The organism is Nakamurella sp. PAMC28650 (assembly GCF_014303395.1).
Lineage (GTDB): Bacteria > Actinomycetota > Actinomycetes > Mycobacteriales > Nakamurellaceae > Nakamurella.
In genome coordinates, this window is sequence record NZ_CP060298.1 from 1,214,748 (window position 1) to 1,230,645 (window position 15,898).

Annotated in this window: 14 protein-coding genes; 7 read left to right on the forward strand and 7 right to left on the reverse strand. The window is 68.9% G+C overall.

All coding sequences use genetic code 11. The features are described 5' to 3' along the window. Positions 1–13: 13 nt before the first annotated feature. Positions 14–1,948 (reverse strand): NAD(P)/FAD-dependent oxidoreductase, encoded by a 1,935-nt coding sequence (locus H7F38_RS05510; protein ID WP_187093198.1) that lies wholly within the window; start codon positions 1,946–1,948, stop codon positions 14–16. 204 nt (positions 1,949–2,152) lie between these two features. On the opposite strand from H7F38_RS05510, the gene H7F38_RS05515 reads away from it, so the two are divergent. The 5 genes from H7F38_RS05515 (at position 2,153) to H7F38_RS05535 (ending at position 7,183) form a co-directional block, all read left to right on the forward strand. After that, positions 2,153–2,842 (forward strand): nitroreductase family protein, encoded by a 690-nt coding sequence (locus H7F38_RS05515; protein WP_187093199.1) that lies wholly within the window; start codon positions 2,153–2,155, stop codon positions 2,840–2,842. Continuing rightward, the gene (locus H7F38_RS05520) at positions 2,839–4,491 is read left to right on the forward strand and encodes a class I adenylate-forming enzyme family protein (protein ID WP_187093200.1); all 1,653 of its coding nucleotides are present in this window, start codon (positions 2,839–2,841) and stop codon (positions 4,489–4,491) included. The genes H7F38_RS05515 and H7F38_RS05520 overlap by 4 nt, the downstream gene beginning before the upstream one ends. Then, positions 4,488–5,153 carry a TetR/AcrR family transcriptional regulator gene (locus H7F38_RS05525; RefSeq protein WP_222618472.1) on the forward strand — a complete coding sequence of 222 codons (666 nt, stop codon included), beginning with the start codon at positions 4,488–4,490 and terminating at the stop codon, positions 5,151–5,153. Before H7F38_RS05520 ends, H7F38_RS05525 begins: the two co-directional genes overlap by 4 nt. 56 nt (positions 5,154–5,209) lie before the next feature. After that, on the forward strand, positions 5,210–6,349 hold the full coding sequence (locus H7F38_RS05530; RefSeq protein ID WP_222618473.1) for a serine hydrolase domain-containing protein: 1,140 nt from the start codon (positions 5,210–5,212) through the stop codon (positions 6,347–6,349). Positions 6,350–6,829: 480 nt separating this feature from the next. After that, positions 6,830–7,183, forward strand: coding sequence for a DUF1036 domain-containing protein (locus tag H7F38_RS05535; RefSeq protein WP_255498396.1), 354 nt, complete (start codon positions 6,830–6,832; stop codon positions 7,181–7,183). A gap of 65 nt (positions 7,184–7,248) precedes the next feature. On the opposite strand, the gene H7F38_RS05540 is transcribed toward H7F38_RS05535, so the two are convergent. From H7F38_RS05540 to H7F38_RS05550, 3 genes are all read right to left on the reverse strand, one after another. Next, a complete protein-coding gene (locus H7F38_RS05540; RefSeq protein ID WP_187094502.1) occupies positions 7,249–8,067 on the reverse strand; it encodes an SDR family oxidoreductase in 819 nt (272 codons plus the stop codon). A 59-nt stretch (positions 8,068–8,126) separates the two neighbouring features. Next, positions 8,127–9,791, reverse strand: a complete 1,665-nt coding sequence (locus tag H7F38_RS05545) for a penicillin acylase family protein (protein ID WP_187093201.1) — start codon at positions 9,789–9,791, stop codon at positions 8,127–8,129. A 92-nt stretch (positions 9,792–9,883) separates the two neighbouring features. Then, positions 9,884–10,600: a penicillin acylase family protein gene (locus tag H7F38_RS05550; RefSeq protein WP_187093202.1), complete on the reverse strand. Its 717-nt coding sequence runs from the start codon at positions 10,598–10,600 to the stop codon at positions 9,884–9,886. Between the two features lie 277 nt (positions 10,601–10,877). Between H7F38_RS05550 and H7F38_RS05555 the strand changes: the two genes are divergently transcribed. Beyond that, positions 10,878–11,771 (forward strand): ArgP/LysG family DNA-binding transcriptional regulator, encoded by an 894-nt coding sequence (locus H7F38_RS05555; RefSeq protein ID WP_187093203.1) that lies wholly within the window; start codon positions 10,878–10,880, stop codon positions 11,769–11,771. Between the two features lie 59 nt (positions 11,772–11,830). On the opposite strand, the gene H7F38_RS05560 is transcribed toward H7F38_RS05555, so the two are convergent. Then, positions 11,831–13,246 carry an MFS transporter gene (locus H7F38_RS05560; protein ID WP_187093204.1) on the reverse strand — a complete coding sequence of 472 codons (1,416 nt, stop codon included), beginning with the start codon at positions 13,244–13,246 and terminating at the stop codon, positions 11,831–11,833. A gap of 189 nt (positions 13,247–13,435) precedes the next feature. Here H7F38_RS05560 and H7F38_RS05565 point away from each other — a divergent pair, with 189 nt between their 5' ends. Beyond that, the gene (locus H7F38_RS05565) at positions 13,436–14,077 is read left to right on the forward strand and encodes a YqgE/AlgH family protein (protein ID WP_187093205.1); all 642 of its coding nucleotides are present in this window, start codon (positions 13,436–13,438) and stop codon (positions 14,075–14,077) included. Between the two features lie 193 nt (positions 14,078–14,270). Here the strand turns inward: H7F38_RS05565 and map are convergent, their stop codons facing one another. After that, complete coding sequence (gene map, locus H7F38_RS05570; RefSeq protein ID WP_187093206.1) at positions 14,271–15,035, reverse strand: type I methionyl aminopeptidase; 765 nt, start codon at positions 15,033–15,035, stop codon at positions 14,271–14,273. A 264-nt stretch (positions 15,036–15,299) separates the two neighbouring features. After that, on the reverse strand, positions 15,300–15,587 hold the full coding sequence (locus H7F38_RS05575; protein WP_187093207.1) for an anthrone oxygenase family protein: 288 nt from the start codon (positions 15,585–15,587) through the stop codon (positions 15,300–15,302). Positions 15,588–15,898: the final 311 nt, after the last annotated feature.

Genomic DNA, 15,898 nt, shown 5'->3' on the forward strand with positions numbered 1-15,898 from the left:
GCCGGGGTCCCCGTCAGGGGACGCCCGAACCCTCCCGCTCCGCCACCGACGGGCGGGTCAGGAACGTCGACACATCAGGATCCCTGGTCATGGCCCGATAGTCGACGATGCGCCAGGGCAGTGTCGACACCACGCGACCGGCACTGTTGCGGTACCAGTTCGACATCCCGGGATGCGTCCAGAGCATGGAGGCATGCGCGCGGTCGACCCGCTCGTTGTACTCGGCGGCAAGCGGGGCCGGACACTCGAGGGAGCCGATGTCCTGTGCGAGCATCTGGCGTACCAGGGACACGACGTAGTCGACCTGGAACTCGGTGATGGTGATGATGCTGCCGCCGTGGCCAAGAGCCGTGTTGGGACCCAGCAGCAGGAACAGGTTGGGAAAATCCGGGACGGTGATGCCGAGGTGGGCGGTCGCGTCCTCCGGGCCCCACTGTTCCTCGAGGGTCCGGCCCGACCGGCCTCGGATGTGCATCGGGTAGAGGAAGCGCCGGGCCTGGAAACCCGTGCACAGCACGATGATGTCGGCCTCGGTGAATTCGCCGGACGCGGCCCGGACCCCGGTGGGTTCCACCGCTGCGACGGCGGAGCCGACCAGTGCGACCTGCGGCCGCCGGAGCGCGGCGAACCACCCGTTGTCCAGGAGCATGCGTTTGCCGAAGGGCGGGTAGTCCGGGAGCGCCTGCGCCTGGAGGTCCGGGCGTCCTGCGAGCTGCTCGATCAGGTACCGCGTGAAGAATCGGCGGTGTCCGTCGTTGACGGCGTTGACCGAGCGGGTCGGCTCCGGCCAGTCCGGATCGATCTGCAGCGAGGGATGGACCTTGTCGTTGAAGGTCCAGGCGAGCCGCACCCGATACCACTCGCGGTAGTACGGCACCAGGGCCATCAGGAGGTGGACGTCGTCACCGACCGGACGGAAGTAGTCGTCATTCGGGGCGATCCACTGCGGTGACCGCTGGAACACGGTGAGTTGCCCGACCCTGTCGACGATCGCCGGCACGATCTGCATCGCGCTCGCGCCGGTGCCGACGACGACCACCCGCTGGCCGGTGACGTCGAGGTCGGCCGGCCACCGGGCCGAGTGGAAGACTCTGCCCCGGAAGTCTTCCAGCCCCGGAAGGTCCGGAATCCTCGGCCGATTGAGCTGGCCGACCGCACTGACGATCGCATTCGCCCGGAAGCGTTCACCCGCTGTGGTTTCGATCGTCCAGCGTTGGGTTTCGTCGTCCCAGTCGGCGGTCTCGACCTCGGTGGAGAAGCGGATCAGGTCACGCAGCCGGAAGCGGTCGGCCACCTCCTGCAGGTAGGACTGGACCTCGTCACGCTTTCCGAAGTGGGTCGACCAGTCGTGGTGGAAGAACGAGAGCGAATAGAGGTAGCTCGGCGTGTCCACACCTGCTCCCGGGTAGGCGTTCTCGAGCCAGGTCCCGCCGACGTCGGCGTTCTTCTCCAGGACGGTCACCCTCGCCCCGGTGTCGCGTAGCCGGATGGCGGCCGTCATGCCCGAGACGCCCGCGCCGATGACGACGACGTCGAACCGATCGGCGTCTGTCACCGGGCTTGTATCGAGATGTTCTTCCTGGCCCAGGATGTCGGCGATCATCGGTTCGAACTCCGGCGGCACTGGCTCTCCCACCGCCACCGATGCCAGCTGGATCAGCCTGTCGCCCCGCGGCGCCGGCACGGCGGCGGCCCGTCCCGCAGCCGACCGCAGGACGGCATCGAGGGTGGCCGCCCGGATCTGCGCCTGGAGGCCCTCGTCGAGTCCGCCAGACGTGTTGTCGTCCATCCCGCGACCTGCGGTCGGTGCGTAGGGAGCCTCGAGCCATCGCTCGTCGCCGGTCAACTGGAACAGCACCGGTACCAACGTCGGGATGTTCGCGCTGGACAGGGCGGCGGCCAGCCGTTCCGCGTCCATCGACGGCGAGGCTGGTCCGGGAGCGGTCATCGATCCTCCAGTGTGACGGGCACCGGCTGCGTAACAGCGGTTAGGTCACCATAGGCGTCGTCCCCACCAGGCGCCAGCAAAGACTTCGGTGCGCAAAAGCCTCGAGGCCCCGGAAGTCGAGGCCGCCCAGGTCTTGACGAGTGGCGTACGCCACAGCAAAATAGGCCGCACATCACCTAACGACGGATAGGACGGATTGCAGCAATGGAGCTGACCGACGCCATGCGCACCACCGGGACGTGCCGCTACTTCTCCGATCAGGAGGTCCCGGACGACGTGCTGTACCGGGCGTTCGACTCCGCACGGTTCGGCCCACAGGGCGGGAACCGGCAACCGGTCCGCTGGATCGTGGTGCGGGACCCCGGACTCAAGAAGGCCATGGCCGATCTCTACCTGCCGCCGTGGAAGGCCTACTTCGAGGGCATCAGCGGAGGTGACGTCCGGGTCGGGGCGCTCCCGAAGACCGTGACCGCGGCCGACGACTTCGCCGAGCACCTGGCCGAGGTCCCGGCCATCATCGTGCTGTGCGCCGAGGTGTCCGGGCTGCACCCGACGGACACCGGCCTGGACCGTCTCAGCGTGGTCGGCGGGGCGTCGATCTACCCGACCATGCAGAATCTGTGTCTCGCGCTCCGCGAACAGGGGGTGGCGACGGCCGTCACCACCCTGCTGTGCATCGAGGAGGTCAAGATCGCCGAGATGCTCGACATCCCGAAAGGTTTCATCACGGCCGCACACATCGCGGTGGGTTACCCAACGAACTCGTTCCCGACGAAGCTGACCCGCAGCCCGGTGCAGGACATCGTGTCGCTCGATCGCTTCGGGGCGATCATGTTCGACGACGAAGCAGTGGCCAAGGCGACGGCGCCCTCGGACCTGGTCGCGGCAGGATGACCCGGCCGACCGGGCTCTCCCCGCAGCACCGGGCGGCGCTCGGCCGGGCGACACTGGGAGATCAGCTGCGCAGGCACGGAGCCAACCAGCCGGACAAGGTCGCCTTCGTGGTTGCGAACGCCGACGGCTCGCGGCGGTCGATCAGCTACTCGGACCTGGACCGGATGGCCAATCGTGCCGCCCGGATGCTGCTGGGTCTGGGGGTCTCCCGCGGCGATCGGGTGGCTGTGCTGTCGCGCAATCGCATCGAGACGGTCGCGACCTACTACGGCGCACTCAAGATCGGCGCGGTGTTCACCGGCGTCAACCCCCTGTTCGGGCCGGCGGAGATCCGCCAGCAACTGCTGCACGCCGAACCGGGCGTTCTGTGCACGTCCGGTGAATTCGTCAGCACCGTGACGAAGGCCGCCGCCGGGCTGCAGTTGCACCGGGTGAGCTTCGACGGACCGGCATCGGACGAAACCTCCGAAGGCGACGAAACCTCCGGTGGCACAGGCTGGTCGGGATTCGCCGAGCTCACCGCCGCCGTGCCGGACACGGATCCGGAGTCGGCCGTCGACGAGCTCGACGTCGCCATGCTGGTCTACACCAGCGGCACCGAGGCGACGCCGAAGGGCGTGTTGATCCAGCATCGCAACTACCTGATCTCCACCGCGCCCGCGTGGAGCTGGGGACTTCGAACGGGGCCGGACGACGTCTGGCTGTTCGTCATGCCCTTCCACACGATCGCCGGCCTCGGATCGATGACCACCCTGACGATGATGGGCGCCACCCTCGTCCTGCCGGCCACCACCGACCCGGCGGGCTCGCTCGCGATCATCCGGGACGAGAAGGTCACCGTCATCGCCCAGACGCCGACCTTCTATCTCGCCCTGGCCGGTCACCCCGGCTTCGGGGCCGCCACCGTGGGGTCGGTGGTCAGGTGCATGACCTACGGGGGCCAGGTGTCACCACACGCGGTCGGCGCCTGGGCGGCGGCGGCTCCCGACGTCGTCTGGGGTACCTACTGGGGACAGTCGGAGCTGTCCCAGCTCGGGTCGGTCGGATGGTTCCGCACGCTGGCCGACATCCCTGACCAGGACGCCACCTGGATCGGAAAGCCGGTGACCCACCTGGAGATCCAGGTCGTCGGGGACGACGGGCAACCGGCCGAGATCGGGGAGCTGTTGTGCCGCTCCCCTTCGGCGATGCTCGGCTACTACAAGGACCCCGAGCGCACCGAACGGGTCTTCGCCGGTGGCTGGGTGCACACCGGCGACATGGTCCGGCGTGACCGGGAGGGCAACCTGTTCTTCTACGACCGGGTCAAGGACATGGTGAAGACCGGCGGCCTGAATGTGTCGTCGCAGGAGGTCGAGCGCGTACTGCACCAGCATCCCGACGTGCTGCGGGCCGCAGTCGTCGGCCTGCCGGACGAGTACTGGTCCGAGGCCGTGACGGCGTTCGTCATCGCGCAGCCCGGGACCGACGTGCAGGCAATGGATCTCATCGCCTTCTGCCGGGAACACCTGGCCGCCTACAAGGCGCCGAAGGCGGTCCACCTCGTCGACGAGTTCCCGGTCGATGCCCAGGGCAAGATCCTCAAGCGGGAACTGAGGCTGGTGGCGATCCCCGGTCGGGAGCCGGCCCTGGCCCGGAAATCCCCGTGACCCGGCCCGATGTCGGTCCGGAGGGTCCGCATGTGGCGGCCGACCTCGGCGGAGCCCGGGGCTCCTCCCCGGCGGCCCGGGCCGGCCGCGTCACCGCAGACCAGATCGTGGCGACGGCTGCGCGTCTGTTCGCATCCGACGGGTACCACGAGGTGGGCATGCGGGAGATCGCCGACGCCCTGGGCATCCGCGGTGCCAGCCTCTACCACCACTACTCGTCCAAGGAGGAGATCCTCTACGCCATCTGCCTCACGGTCAGCCGCGAGCCCGTCGAGCAGCAACTCACCCTGCTCGACGAGAACGGCACGCCGACAACACGTCTGGCCGCCCTGGTCCGGGCCCACCTGATGCATCTGGTGCAGCGGCAGGTGGAGCACCTGGTGGGCCGCCACGAGATGAACGCCCTGAGCCCGGAGCACCGCGCCGTGATCGACGATCATCGGCGCTACTACCACCGCCGGGTGGCCGACACCATCGCCGCCGGAGTCCGGGCCGGTGAGTTCGAGGTGTCCGACGTCCGGCTCGCCACCTTCGCGCTCCTGGACATGCTGAACGGCACCAGCGCCTGGTACCACCACACCGGCGCCAAGGCTGCCGACGAGATTGCAGATGCCTACGTGGATCTCGCCATCGGCAGCCTGTTGCGGGGACGGACGCCCTGACTTCCCCAGCCGGTGACAGCACCGTCGAGGGTCGGTGCGATCCGCCGTTCCTTCCAGTGCTGGAGGAGTTCCGCCGCAACTTCACCGAGCGCGACGAGGTCGGCGCGTCGCTCGGCGTACAGGTGCACGGCGTCCCGGTGGTCGATCTGTGGGGCGGGCTGGCCGATCAGGCCACCGGCCGGGTCTGGGAACGCGACACCGTCTGCGTGGTGTTCTCCAGCACCAAGGGTGCGCTGGCGCTGCTCGCCCATCTGATGGCTTCGACGGGCGAGCTGGATCTCTCCTGGCCGGTGTCCAGGATCTGGCCCGGATACGCGCAGTCCGGCAAGGCCGGAACGACCATCTCGATGTTGCTCGATCATTCGGCCGGCGTGCCGGTGCTCCGGGAGCCGGTCAAGGACGGTGCGCTCGAGGACTGGGAGTACATGATTGCCCGGATCGAGGCCGAGACACCCTGGTGGAAGCCGGGTTCGGCTCACGGCTACCACCCGCTGACCTTCGGGTACACGGTCGGCGAGGTGCTGCGGCGGGTCGGCGGCATGGACCTCGGCGATGTGCTCCGCACCCGGCTGGCCGAACCGCTGGGGCTGGACTTCTGGCTCGGACTACCGGCGGAGATCGAGCCACGGGTCGCGCCGATCCTGCTGCCGACGTCGCGTCCTGGCCCCAGCCCGTTCGACACCGCGGTGCGACGGGATCGCGGCTCGATCCCGAACCTGTTCGCGTTCAATTCGGGAACGTGGCCACGGGCCGGGTTCAACACCAGGGCCGGCCACCTGGCCCAGATCGGTGCGGCGGGCGGTATCACCAACGGCCGCGGCCTGTCCGGGCTCTACGCGACGGTCGCTGCGCCCCAGGGTGGACCGGTCTCGTGGGACCGGGCCGGCATCGCCCGGATGGCCCGACCGTTCCGTACGGGTCAGGACCGCACTCTTCTGATACCCACCCGGTTCTCGCAGGGGTTCATGCTTCCGGTCGACAACCGGACGCACCACGGTCCGGGCTCCAGCGTGCTGATGGGGTCAGAGGCGTTCGGCCACATCGGGTCCGGTGGTTCCTTCGGATTCGCCGATCCGGCCCACGGGCTCAGCGTCGGCTATGCGATGAACCAGCAGGGTCCCGGACTCCTGGGCAACGAGCGGGGCGAGGCACTGGTCGAGCAGATCTACCGGAGCCTGGGCGCACCCCTGCGCTGAGACCGCGGTCGGCAGGTTCGGAAAACGGAGTCGGGACCGGTATCACCGACGCCCTGCCGCTCTCCTGTCGATCAGATGCCGCGTAAGAGCCGAAATGATCTCCACTGCAGGGATTCCGGGATGTCATGACGCGTGAGCGGCATCGATCGGGTTGTCCGTGTTCAGGATTCGGCGACGGGCCGACTCCGTCCGGGCGGGCCCGACGACTGAAAGGAGCACCATGGCGAGCGAGAACGTCGGTTCGGGCGGAACCCCGCCGAGCGGGTTCGGTCCGGGCGAGGATCAGCGATGGCACGGAAGGGTCGACCATCGCAGCGGACGGCAGGAGGCGCCGCCGCCAGGGTCGGTGGAAATGACGGAATCGGCGAGCAGGGACGGAGAGCATCGAGCGGCGCCTTCGCCGGCCGGGTCCATCTCGTCGGAAACGGTCCAGGATCGGCACCGCCGTCTCGCCTCCCGAGAGTCAGGGGAGTGATTCCGATGCAACTCTGCTTCCAGAACAACTATTCGTCCCCCCTGTCGGTGGCCGTGATGTGGTGGAACCCGGACGGCTGCGGTGACTACGGCAACTGGGGAACCCGAGGTTGGTGGAACCTCAACCCCGGCGAGACCGTGCACACCGATGTCTGGACCGCCAACCGCTACTTCTACTTCTATGCCGAAGCATGGGACGGCGGCGTGTGGAGCGGGCCCTACGGCGCGCAGGTCCCATACGAGTCATTCGACAGTTGCGCCGGAATCGGCAGCACCGCCGATCACGTGGTCGGAATGCGGGAGGTGGATGCCGGCTGGTGGTTCTGGTCCTACGCGACCTACACGGTCGGTCTCAGCTGAGCACGGAGTAGTCGGCGCCCCGATCAGGTCGCCCCGATCAGGTCGCCCCGATCACGACGCCCCGATCAGGACAGGTGGCGGAAGCCTGCGGCCACCAGGCGCTGCCAACCACGGTTGCTGAGGCCTGCCGCAAGGTGGGCCAGTCGGGCGTCGTTGCCGACCAGCACCCGGGGCCGACAGGCCGCGACTCCACGCAGGATGACCTCCGCGGCCCGCGCTGCCGACGTCCGTGCCAGCTTCTCGTCGAACAGTTTCGACCGGCCGGCCGGGTCGTCACCCACATTCACGGTGCCGTTGCGGGCGATGTCGGTGGCGACCCCGCCAGGATGCACGCAGGTCACCCTGACCGGGTGTCGCGCCACCAGCATCTCCATCCGGAGCGATTCGGTGAATCCGCGCACGGCGAACTTCGCTGCGACGTAGGCAGCCTGCGAGGGCATCGGCACCAGCCCGAACAGGCTGGACATGTTCACCAGGTTTCCACGCCCCGAAGCAATCAGCTGGGGCAGGAAAGCCCTGCTACCGTTGACGACTCCCCAGAAATCGACGTCCATCACCCGCTCGAGATCGGCGTGCGACATGCCCAGCACATTGCCGCTGTGCGCCACTCCGGCGTTGTTGATCAGCAGATCGGCGGTACCGAACTCGGCGGCCACCGTGTCGGCGTACTCCTGCATCCCTCGCCGGTCGGTGACGTCCGGGTGGTCCGATCTGACGTCGGCCGCGGTGGCGCGGACCTGACGGACGGTGGTGGCCAGTCCTTCGTCGTCGACGTCCGACAGGGCCAGCCGGGCCCCGCCGGCCGCCAATCGGTGCGCGAGGGCGCGACCGATCCCGGCGCCCGCGCCGGTGATCACGCACGCCCGTCCACGCCACTGTCGCAGACGGCCCGGCACCGGCAGACTCATGTGCGCACAGTAGTGGCAGGTCATGAGCGGCAGGGTCATGCCCGCGCGATGGTGACGGTCGTCGCGGTGTGGTCGTCGATGTCGGGGCCGTTCAGGTGCATGGGCTTGTATCGCCAGGTGGCGTAGAGCTGGAGCTGGTCGGCGAAATGGGGGCTGCGGGGATCGCCGGATTGTCCTAGGGCGACGACGTTCTCGCCGTGGACGACCGGACCGAGAGCGATGATCTGGTTGTAGGTCCCGCGGTTCATGAAAGGGGTCGCGGGGACGGTGCCGGCGCCAAGGGGAACCCAGTCGATGGTGGCGGTGGGTGTCAACCACCGTGCGGTGACGGGGGTGTGTCGGGTAGCGGCGAGCTGGTCCAGGGCAGCGATGAGGCTGCTGGTGACCGCTGCGCCGAGCGGCACGTGGTGCAGGTAGTCGGCGGCCAGCGGGAGCGTGGCCCGACTGCCCTGCAGCAGCCGGAACGTGACGTTGGCGGTCACGTTCTCGTCGGTTCCGCCGGAGCTGTACTCCGGGCCGAGGACCGGGGTGACGTACTGGGTGGTGAAGCTGGTGAACCAGGCGTTGAAGACGGTGACGGCGGGACTGTCGTACCGCCCGTCGGCGTTGGCGTCTGTCCGCTGGTGGTTCCAACTGGTCAACAGGTCCCGGATCGCAGGGAGTCGGGGATCGGCACTCGGTTGCAGGTGCTGCAGCAGCGCCGGCAGGAGCTGCTGGACGACGACATTCGATTCGTCGGCGACGGGGGTTTCGGTGGTTTGCCCGGTGGTGCGGTTGATCATCTCCAGGGTGGTGATCGTCGCGGTGTGGGGCTGGATGCGGCGTACCTGGTCGATCAGGACCTGTCCGCGGTGCACCGGACCCCATTGCCAGAATCCGTCGGTGGAGTTCTCCCAGCCCGGGGCCGGCTTGTTGTTCCAGTTCGCCAGCCAGCCCTGCGCGGGGTCGACGACCAGCGGCATCCGATCGGGGGCGATCAGGCCCTGCCACTCATCGGTGCCATCTCCCGGGTGGGGCAGGAACGGGTTGTCGCCGGCCGGCCGCCGTGGGACCGGACCGACATGCGCAAAGGCGATGTGGCCCTCGTGGTCGGCGTACGTGAGGTTGTAGCTCCCGCCCAGCCCGCGGGCGGCCACCACGAATTCACCGAGACTTCCGGCCCGGTCCAACGCCAGGAAGCCGTGCAGGGAACGGGCGGTGCGTTGCCGGGTGGCGTCGCGCAGCGCGATGGCGGTTCCCCCGGTCATGTCCAGGACCGGTCCGTGAACGTCCTGACACAGATTGACCGATGTCGTCGGTGCACCGGCGATGCGGATGATTTCCACCCGGCAGTCGAACGGGCGCCAGCCTGCATCGAAGAAGTACCGGCCGGGATGCCCGACCGGGTCCAGGATGTCGAGGTAGGCATCCTGGTTGTCATCGCCACCGGAGGTCACCGTCCACGCCCGGCCGTTGGCGACGCCGATCTGCACGCCCGCCGTGCCGGCCAACGCCACCCCGGTCACGTCGTATCCGGCGCCGTGCAGACCGATCTCCATGAACCCCTGGGGGACGCTGTGACCGATCTGCGGGCCGCCCAGCAGCAACGGGAACCCATCGGAGGTCAGTCGCCCTGACAGGGCGATCGCATTGGAATGGCCTACACCCGCCAGACCCAGATGGTCCATCGCGACGGTCGCGGCATCCCTGAGCCGCTGCACCCGGGCCAACGCTGCAGGCAGGGGCCGGCCTGGCATGACCCGCCCGGCGCCGGCCAGAGCAGTGACCGCCCGTGCGGCAGCGACCGAGCTGGTCAGGTCGGCCGCCCGAGCCCGCGGGGCGGGGATCGTGGTGGCGGCGCCGGGATCCTCGAGCCAGTGGGTGTCGGTGAAACCTCGGACGCCCGGACCGCGCCGAGGCGGGTGGTCAAATCCTGCAGCACCGCCGCGTTGTGGAACTCGTCGAATCCTTGGGCGCCGGTCTGCAGGACGCCGAGCATCAACGTGGCCAGCACATCGGTTTCGGTCCACCGCTGCGGTAGTGGGTCGGCCACGCCATATTCCGGAGGGAGGGCCCCGGTGCGTCGAGCGACCGCGATCCAGGCGTTGATACCGGCCACGAAGGCGGTGACCGCCGTCCGGTCCGGTGCGCTCATCGCGTCGAAGGCGGCGCGCAGGGTCGCGGTTCCACCGGTGTACCCGCGGAAGAACTCGTCGCCGGCCACGTTCTGCCCACCGTCGCCGGCCCCGAGCAACTGCGACAACGTGCCGGTGGCCGTACGGCGGACCAGGTCCGACTGGAACAACCGGTCCTGGCCGGTGGCATAGCCGTCACCGAAGAACAACTCCGCGGCGGTCGCGGCGTACACGTGGGGAACGCCGTACTCGTCCCTCAGAATCTTCACTCCGCCGGCCGGATGCACCTGCGCCGACGCGTGCATCGGAGCGCCGACGAGCGCCGTCGCCGCCCCCACCACCGCGGCCAGCAGCAGAGCACCGAGCCGACACGTGAACCGACCGCGACCAGCCATCACTGAACGCCCGATCGCAGCGGCATCCCCGGAAGCCCCCGGCTGGTGGTGGGGGTCTGTTCGAATGGCTTCTCCTGATGCCTTGCCAAAGTAAATAGTGCACTGTGGGAGCTGACGACTCTGGCGAATGGCTTGATTCCGGCGAACTTCCACAGGGCCATGTCCACGGCTGTGCTCCTCGGTTGATCGAACGGGTCAGAATGATGTTCGAATCGAAGGTAGCGGCAATTCGGGACGGCGAGTAGCTAAAGATACTTCACTATCATTAGAATGTCTGATGCACATCTTTGATGCCGGCCAACTGGAGGCCCTCCGGGCCGCAGTGGACGAGGGCACCTTCGACGGGGCCGCCCGACGCCTGCACGTCACCCCTTCAGTCGTCAGTCAGCGCATCAGGTCGCTGGAGACCGTCGCCGGACGTGTCGTCGTGACCCGGACGAAGCCGATCGCCCCGACCGCCGCCGGCGCAGCGTTGCTGCGCCTGGCCCGCCAGATCGCCACCATCACCGCCGAAGTGGTGCAGGAGATCGGGGCGCCCCCTGGTCCGGACACGGGGGTCTCCCTCGGTGTCAACGCCGACAGTCTGGCCACCTGGCTTCTCCCCGCACTGGCCACGGTCACGCCGGCGGTGCTCTTCGAGATCCACTGCCTCGGCGAGGATGCCACCATCGACCTGCTCCGACAGGGCACCGTCATGGCAGCGGTCACCGGCCGTCCCGCGGCGATCCCGGGGTGCTCGGTGGAACCTCTGGGCGACATGAGGTATCGACCGGTCGCGTCGCCGGCCTTCGTCACCAGATGGTTCGGCGACGGCATGACGCCGGCCGCCCTCGCCGCAGCGCCGGTGGTCACCTTCGATCGCACCGATACGCTCCATCGCCGCTTCCTGCGACTGCGCAGCCGGCGAGACATCCACCCACCGACCCACCAGGTCCCCAGCTCCACGGAATTCGTCCAGGCTGTGCGGCTGGGCCTGGGCTGGGGCATGATCCCCGAGCTGCAGGTCGGACTCGACTCGACCGATGACGACCTCACCGTCGTCGACCGGAAGATCGCGGTCGATGTCCCGTTGTACTGGCAGCAATGGCGAATACCGTCCCAGGCTCTGATCAGAATCAGAACGGCGGTCCTGGCCGAAACCCGCACCGCACTCCACCGTCCGGTCCGATGAGCCCGGTCGGATGAGCCCGGTCGGATGACGAATTCGGATCTCGAGCCTCGGCGGCGCCGTCAGGTGCAGGAGGCCGCCTTACGCACGAACCTGCGACACCGCGGCATGCCCCACCCGTAGACCGCCGCGATGACGACGAACACGACCCCGACCAGGATGACCGCGGTCCTGCTCATCCCGTCATCGGGCACCAGCGCCACCCCCAGCACGAAACCACCGACGTAGAAGATGTTGTTGGCGGTGTCGTAGAGAGCGAAGACGCGTCCGATGTGTGCGTCGTCGGCATCGGACTGGACCACGGTGTCGGCGCAGATCTTGGACGACTGGTAGGCGAAGGCGATCGTGAGGGTGGCGATCATGGTCGAGAGCTGGGTGAACTGCAGTCCCGCCCCGACCACCACCACTGCGGCGATCGACATCAGACTCACCATGTATCGGGTCCGGCCGAGCCAGGCGACCATCGGGGCGGTGATTACGGCGCCGAGGAACAGCCCGAACGCGGCGAACCCGAGCACCTCGGTGATCCCGGCCGTCCCGGCCTTGAAGATGCCGTGGTGCTCGGTGAAGTGGTGCCGGAACAGCAGGACGACCACCAGGGTGGCGATCCCGAAGCAGAACCTCACCAGCGTCACGACCGCGATGTTGAGACCGACCGCCGGTCGCTGCACGACGTGCCGGAAGCCGGCCGCGAAGCCCTGCAGGACCGCGAACATCGGCTGCGGCGGCTCGTCCGTCTCGTCCGGACCGAGCGCCATCCGCGGGAATTTCGAGGCGAACATGGCCGAGGCGAGGTAGAAGAAGATCACCGTCGCCGTGACGACGGCGGCCGCGCCGTGGCCCGAACCCAGCACCCCCTTGAGTCCGAGGGCGTAGCCGCCGCCGACCGCGGTGGCCACCGACCCGACCGTGGTCGTCAGCGAGTTGGCGCCGACCAGCGAGTCGGTGGCGACGACGTGTGGCAGCGAGGCCGACAGGCCGGACCCGACGAAGCGCCCGGCCCCGGTGACCAGCAGCGCGACCGCGAACAGGACCAGGGTCGGGATGCCGAAGGCGAGCAGGACCGCCAGCACGCCGATCACCGCCGCACGGAGGAGATTTGCCCAGAGGATCACCTGGCGGCGGCTCCACCGGTCCAGCAGTGCGCCGGCGAACGGCCCGATGATGGAGTAGGGGAGCAACAGCACGGAGACAGCGGCAGCGATCTGGCCGGGGCTCGACCGGGATGTCGGGTCGAACAGCACGAGGCTGGCCAGTGCGCCCTGGAAGGCGCCGTCGCCGAAGGACGAGAGCACCCGGACCGTCATCAGCCGGCGTAGTCCGCGCAGCCGGAGCAACGGCCGCAGTCCGTGGGCCGAAGGTTTCGGCCGGCGGGTGGGAGGCGATGGATCGCCGGAACCGGCGGGACCGATGGACTCGTGGGACGCCCCGGCGAAGGTCGGGTCCGACCCGACCGGCGGTGGCGATGGACGAGTCACCACTGGAACGTTACCCACGCCGGATGAGTACGGCCGGGTCGGTGGCGGGGTTCACCCTTGCGAGGGCCCGGCCGACGGCAGGTTCGCCGCATCGTGGACGGGCGAGGCGGCTCGTCCACGGACACGGTTCGCCAACGGTTTGACGGGTGCCTTTGTCCCGAACCGGTTGCAGGCGGGATGATGAGGCCGATGAGCAACGCCGAGCGACCGGACGAACCAGGATCCGGGGATGAGCCCCGCGGGGTCCCGCGTCGCCGTCCGCCGCGCGAGTACCGCCCGGCCGCCGGCATGCTGCTGGTCGCCACCTCCGAATTGCGCGATCCGCAGTTCCGCCGGACGGTCGTCTACCTGGTCGCCCACGGGGAGGAGGGGTCCGCCGGGCTGGTGCTCAATCGCCGGACCGAGACCGCGGTGCATTCGGTGCTGCCGGCCTGGGCCGGGCACGTGGCCAAGCCGCAGGCCGTGTACTCGGGCGGACCGGTGCAGCCGTCCGGCGCCATGTGTCTGGGCGTCAGCCGCGGTGGATATTACCCCGGCGACGGCTCCGGCCTGGTCCGGGTGGCCGGCCGGGTGGTGCTCGTCGACCTGGACAGCGAGCCGGCCATCGCTGCGGCGACCTTGTCCGGGGTGCGGATCTTCGCCGGCCACGCCGGCTGGGGCGAGGGGCAGTTGGCGACCGAGATCGGCGAGGGAGCCTGGTTCGTGGTACCGGGACGCGATGACGACATCCTGACCGGCCCCATGGTCGACCTCTACTTCCGGGCGCTCAGACGTCAGGGCTTCCCCCTGGCCTGGGAGGCCTACCGCCCCTCGGAGATGGAACGGAACTGACCCCGCTCTGGCTTCGGCGTGGCTCTGGTTCCGGCGTGGCTCTGGCTTCGGCGTGGCTCTGGCTTCGGCGGGGCTCGGGCTTCGGCGTGGATCAACTTCGCAGGCATGGACGAAATTGATGACTTCTGTCCCACTGGTCCCAACGCCGCCACTTTGATCCATGCAGCAGATGTTGAACCATGCCCAACTTGCGTCAGGCGGTCAGGACGAGCGGACCGGACTCGGTGATCGCGACGGTGTGCTCGAAGTGCGCCGCCCGGCTGCCGTCGGCGGTCCGGACGCCCCAGCCGTCCTTGCAGTGCCGGTAGTCGTCCCGTCCGCCGGCCTGCAGCATCGGCTCGATCGCGATGACGAGTCCGGGCTTCAGCTTCAGGCCGCGCCGGGGCTTGCCCTCGTTGGCAACGTGCGGCTCCTGGTGCATCGAGGTGCCGATGCCGTGGCCGCCGTGTCCGGCGAGCAACCCGAATCTGCCGGCGCGGATGACGGAGCCGACCGCAGCGGCGATGTCACCGAGTCGCGCTCCCGGCTGCGCTGCGGCAATTCCGGCCGCCAGCGCCGCTCGGGTGCTGTCCATCAGTCGCTGGTCCGCTGCGCTGGCCGTGCCGACGGCGAAGGTGATCGCCGCGTCGGCACACCAGCCGTCGACCAGCAGCGCCAGATCGACCGACACCAGGTCGCCCTTCTTCAGCCTGGACGCGTCCGGGATCGCATGCACGATGACGTCGTTGACGCTGACGCACAGCACCTTCGGGTACGGCGAGGGGGCCCAGCTGGGGTGGTAGCCGATGTAGGCGGAGACGCCGCCACCGTCGCGGATCATCTGATGGGCCAGGTCGTCCAACTGCGTCAGGCGCACCCCGGGCGCGGCCGCGTCACGGACCGCATCCAGCGTCCGCCGGACCAACGCACCCGCGATGCCGATCGCCTCGATCTGCTGGGTCGTCTTGTACTCGATCATCGTGCGCTGCTCCTGTACGGGTCTTGCCGAATCCCTCCTCGCACTGTAGGCGCGGGCTGCCGATCCACCGGGGGAGCGGATCCACCGCGGGCTGCCTTCCAGGGGCCCGCGCCCCCCGGGGGAGGATCTCCGTACCGCACGACCGTTGCCGCCGTGCCGGCCGAGCTCAGCTGACGGGAGCGGCTGGGGCAATGATGCTGTCGACGTTCCGGACAGGTGTCGTCGGGCCGTCTGATCTTCCCGGCTCCTGAAAGGTTCCGGGGCTCAGCCCTCAGATTCGTCCACGATGTTCATGACGGTGCCCACCGTCAGGACGACGGCGGACGCCAGCGCCAGCACGGCGCGGAAGTGGTTGGCGGTCGTCCAGTCGTGGAGGTACCGCTGCCATGACGCCTCGGCCCCCGGTTCGGACGGTTGCAACAGCGCCAACCGATTGTTGAGTGGGACGTGATAGGCGACGGTCAGCACGATGGTGCTCAGGTAGAGGAGGGCACCGGCCAACGCCCAGGCCGACCCGGAGGCCCGCCAGTCGAGAACCGCCGAGACGCCCACGGAGGCCGAGCTCCCCCGGCGACGACGAGCCCGAAGACGAGCCAGGGCGCCGGGGCAGCGCGGTTGATCGCCTGCATGCTCGAGGCCGCCTTCGGCGTGGCCAACCGCCCGAGCGCCGGCATGACCATGACGGAGAACGTCGCGTAGAAACCGGCCATCACCGCACTGCTCAGGAGTGCTGCCGCCAGGACTGCAGTCCGCAGGTTGTTCATGGGCGCGCCGCGATCGTGTGTGTCGTCATGCGCTCACCTTGACCCGTTGCCGGACCGATTGACAGGGCCGGCCCCTCACGGGGTACGCCTCCCGCCGGG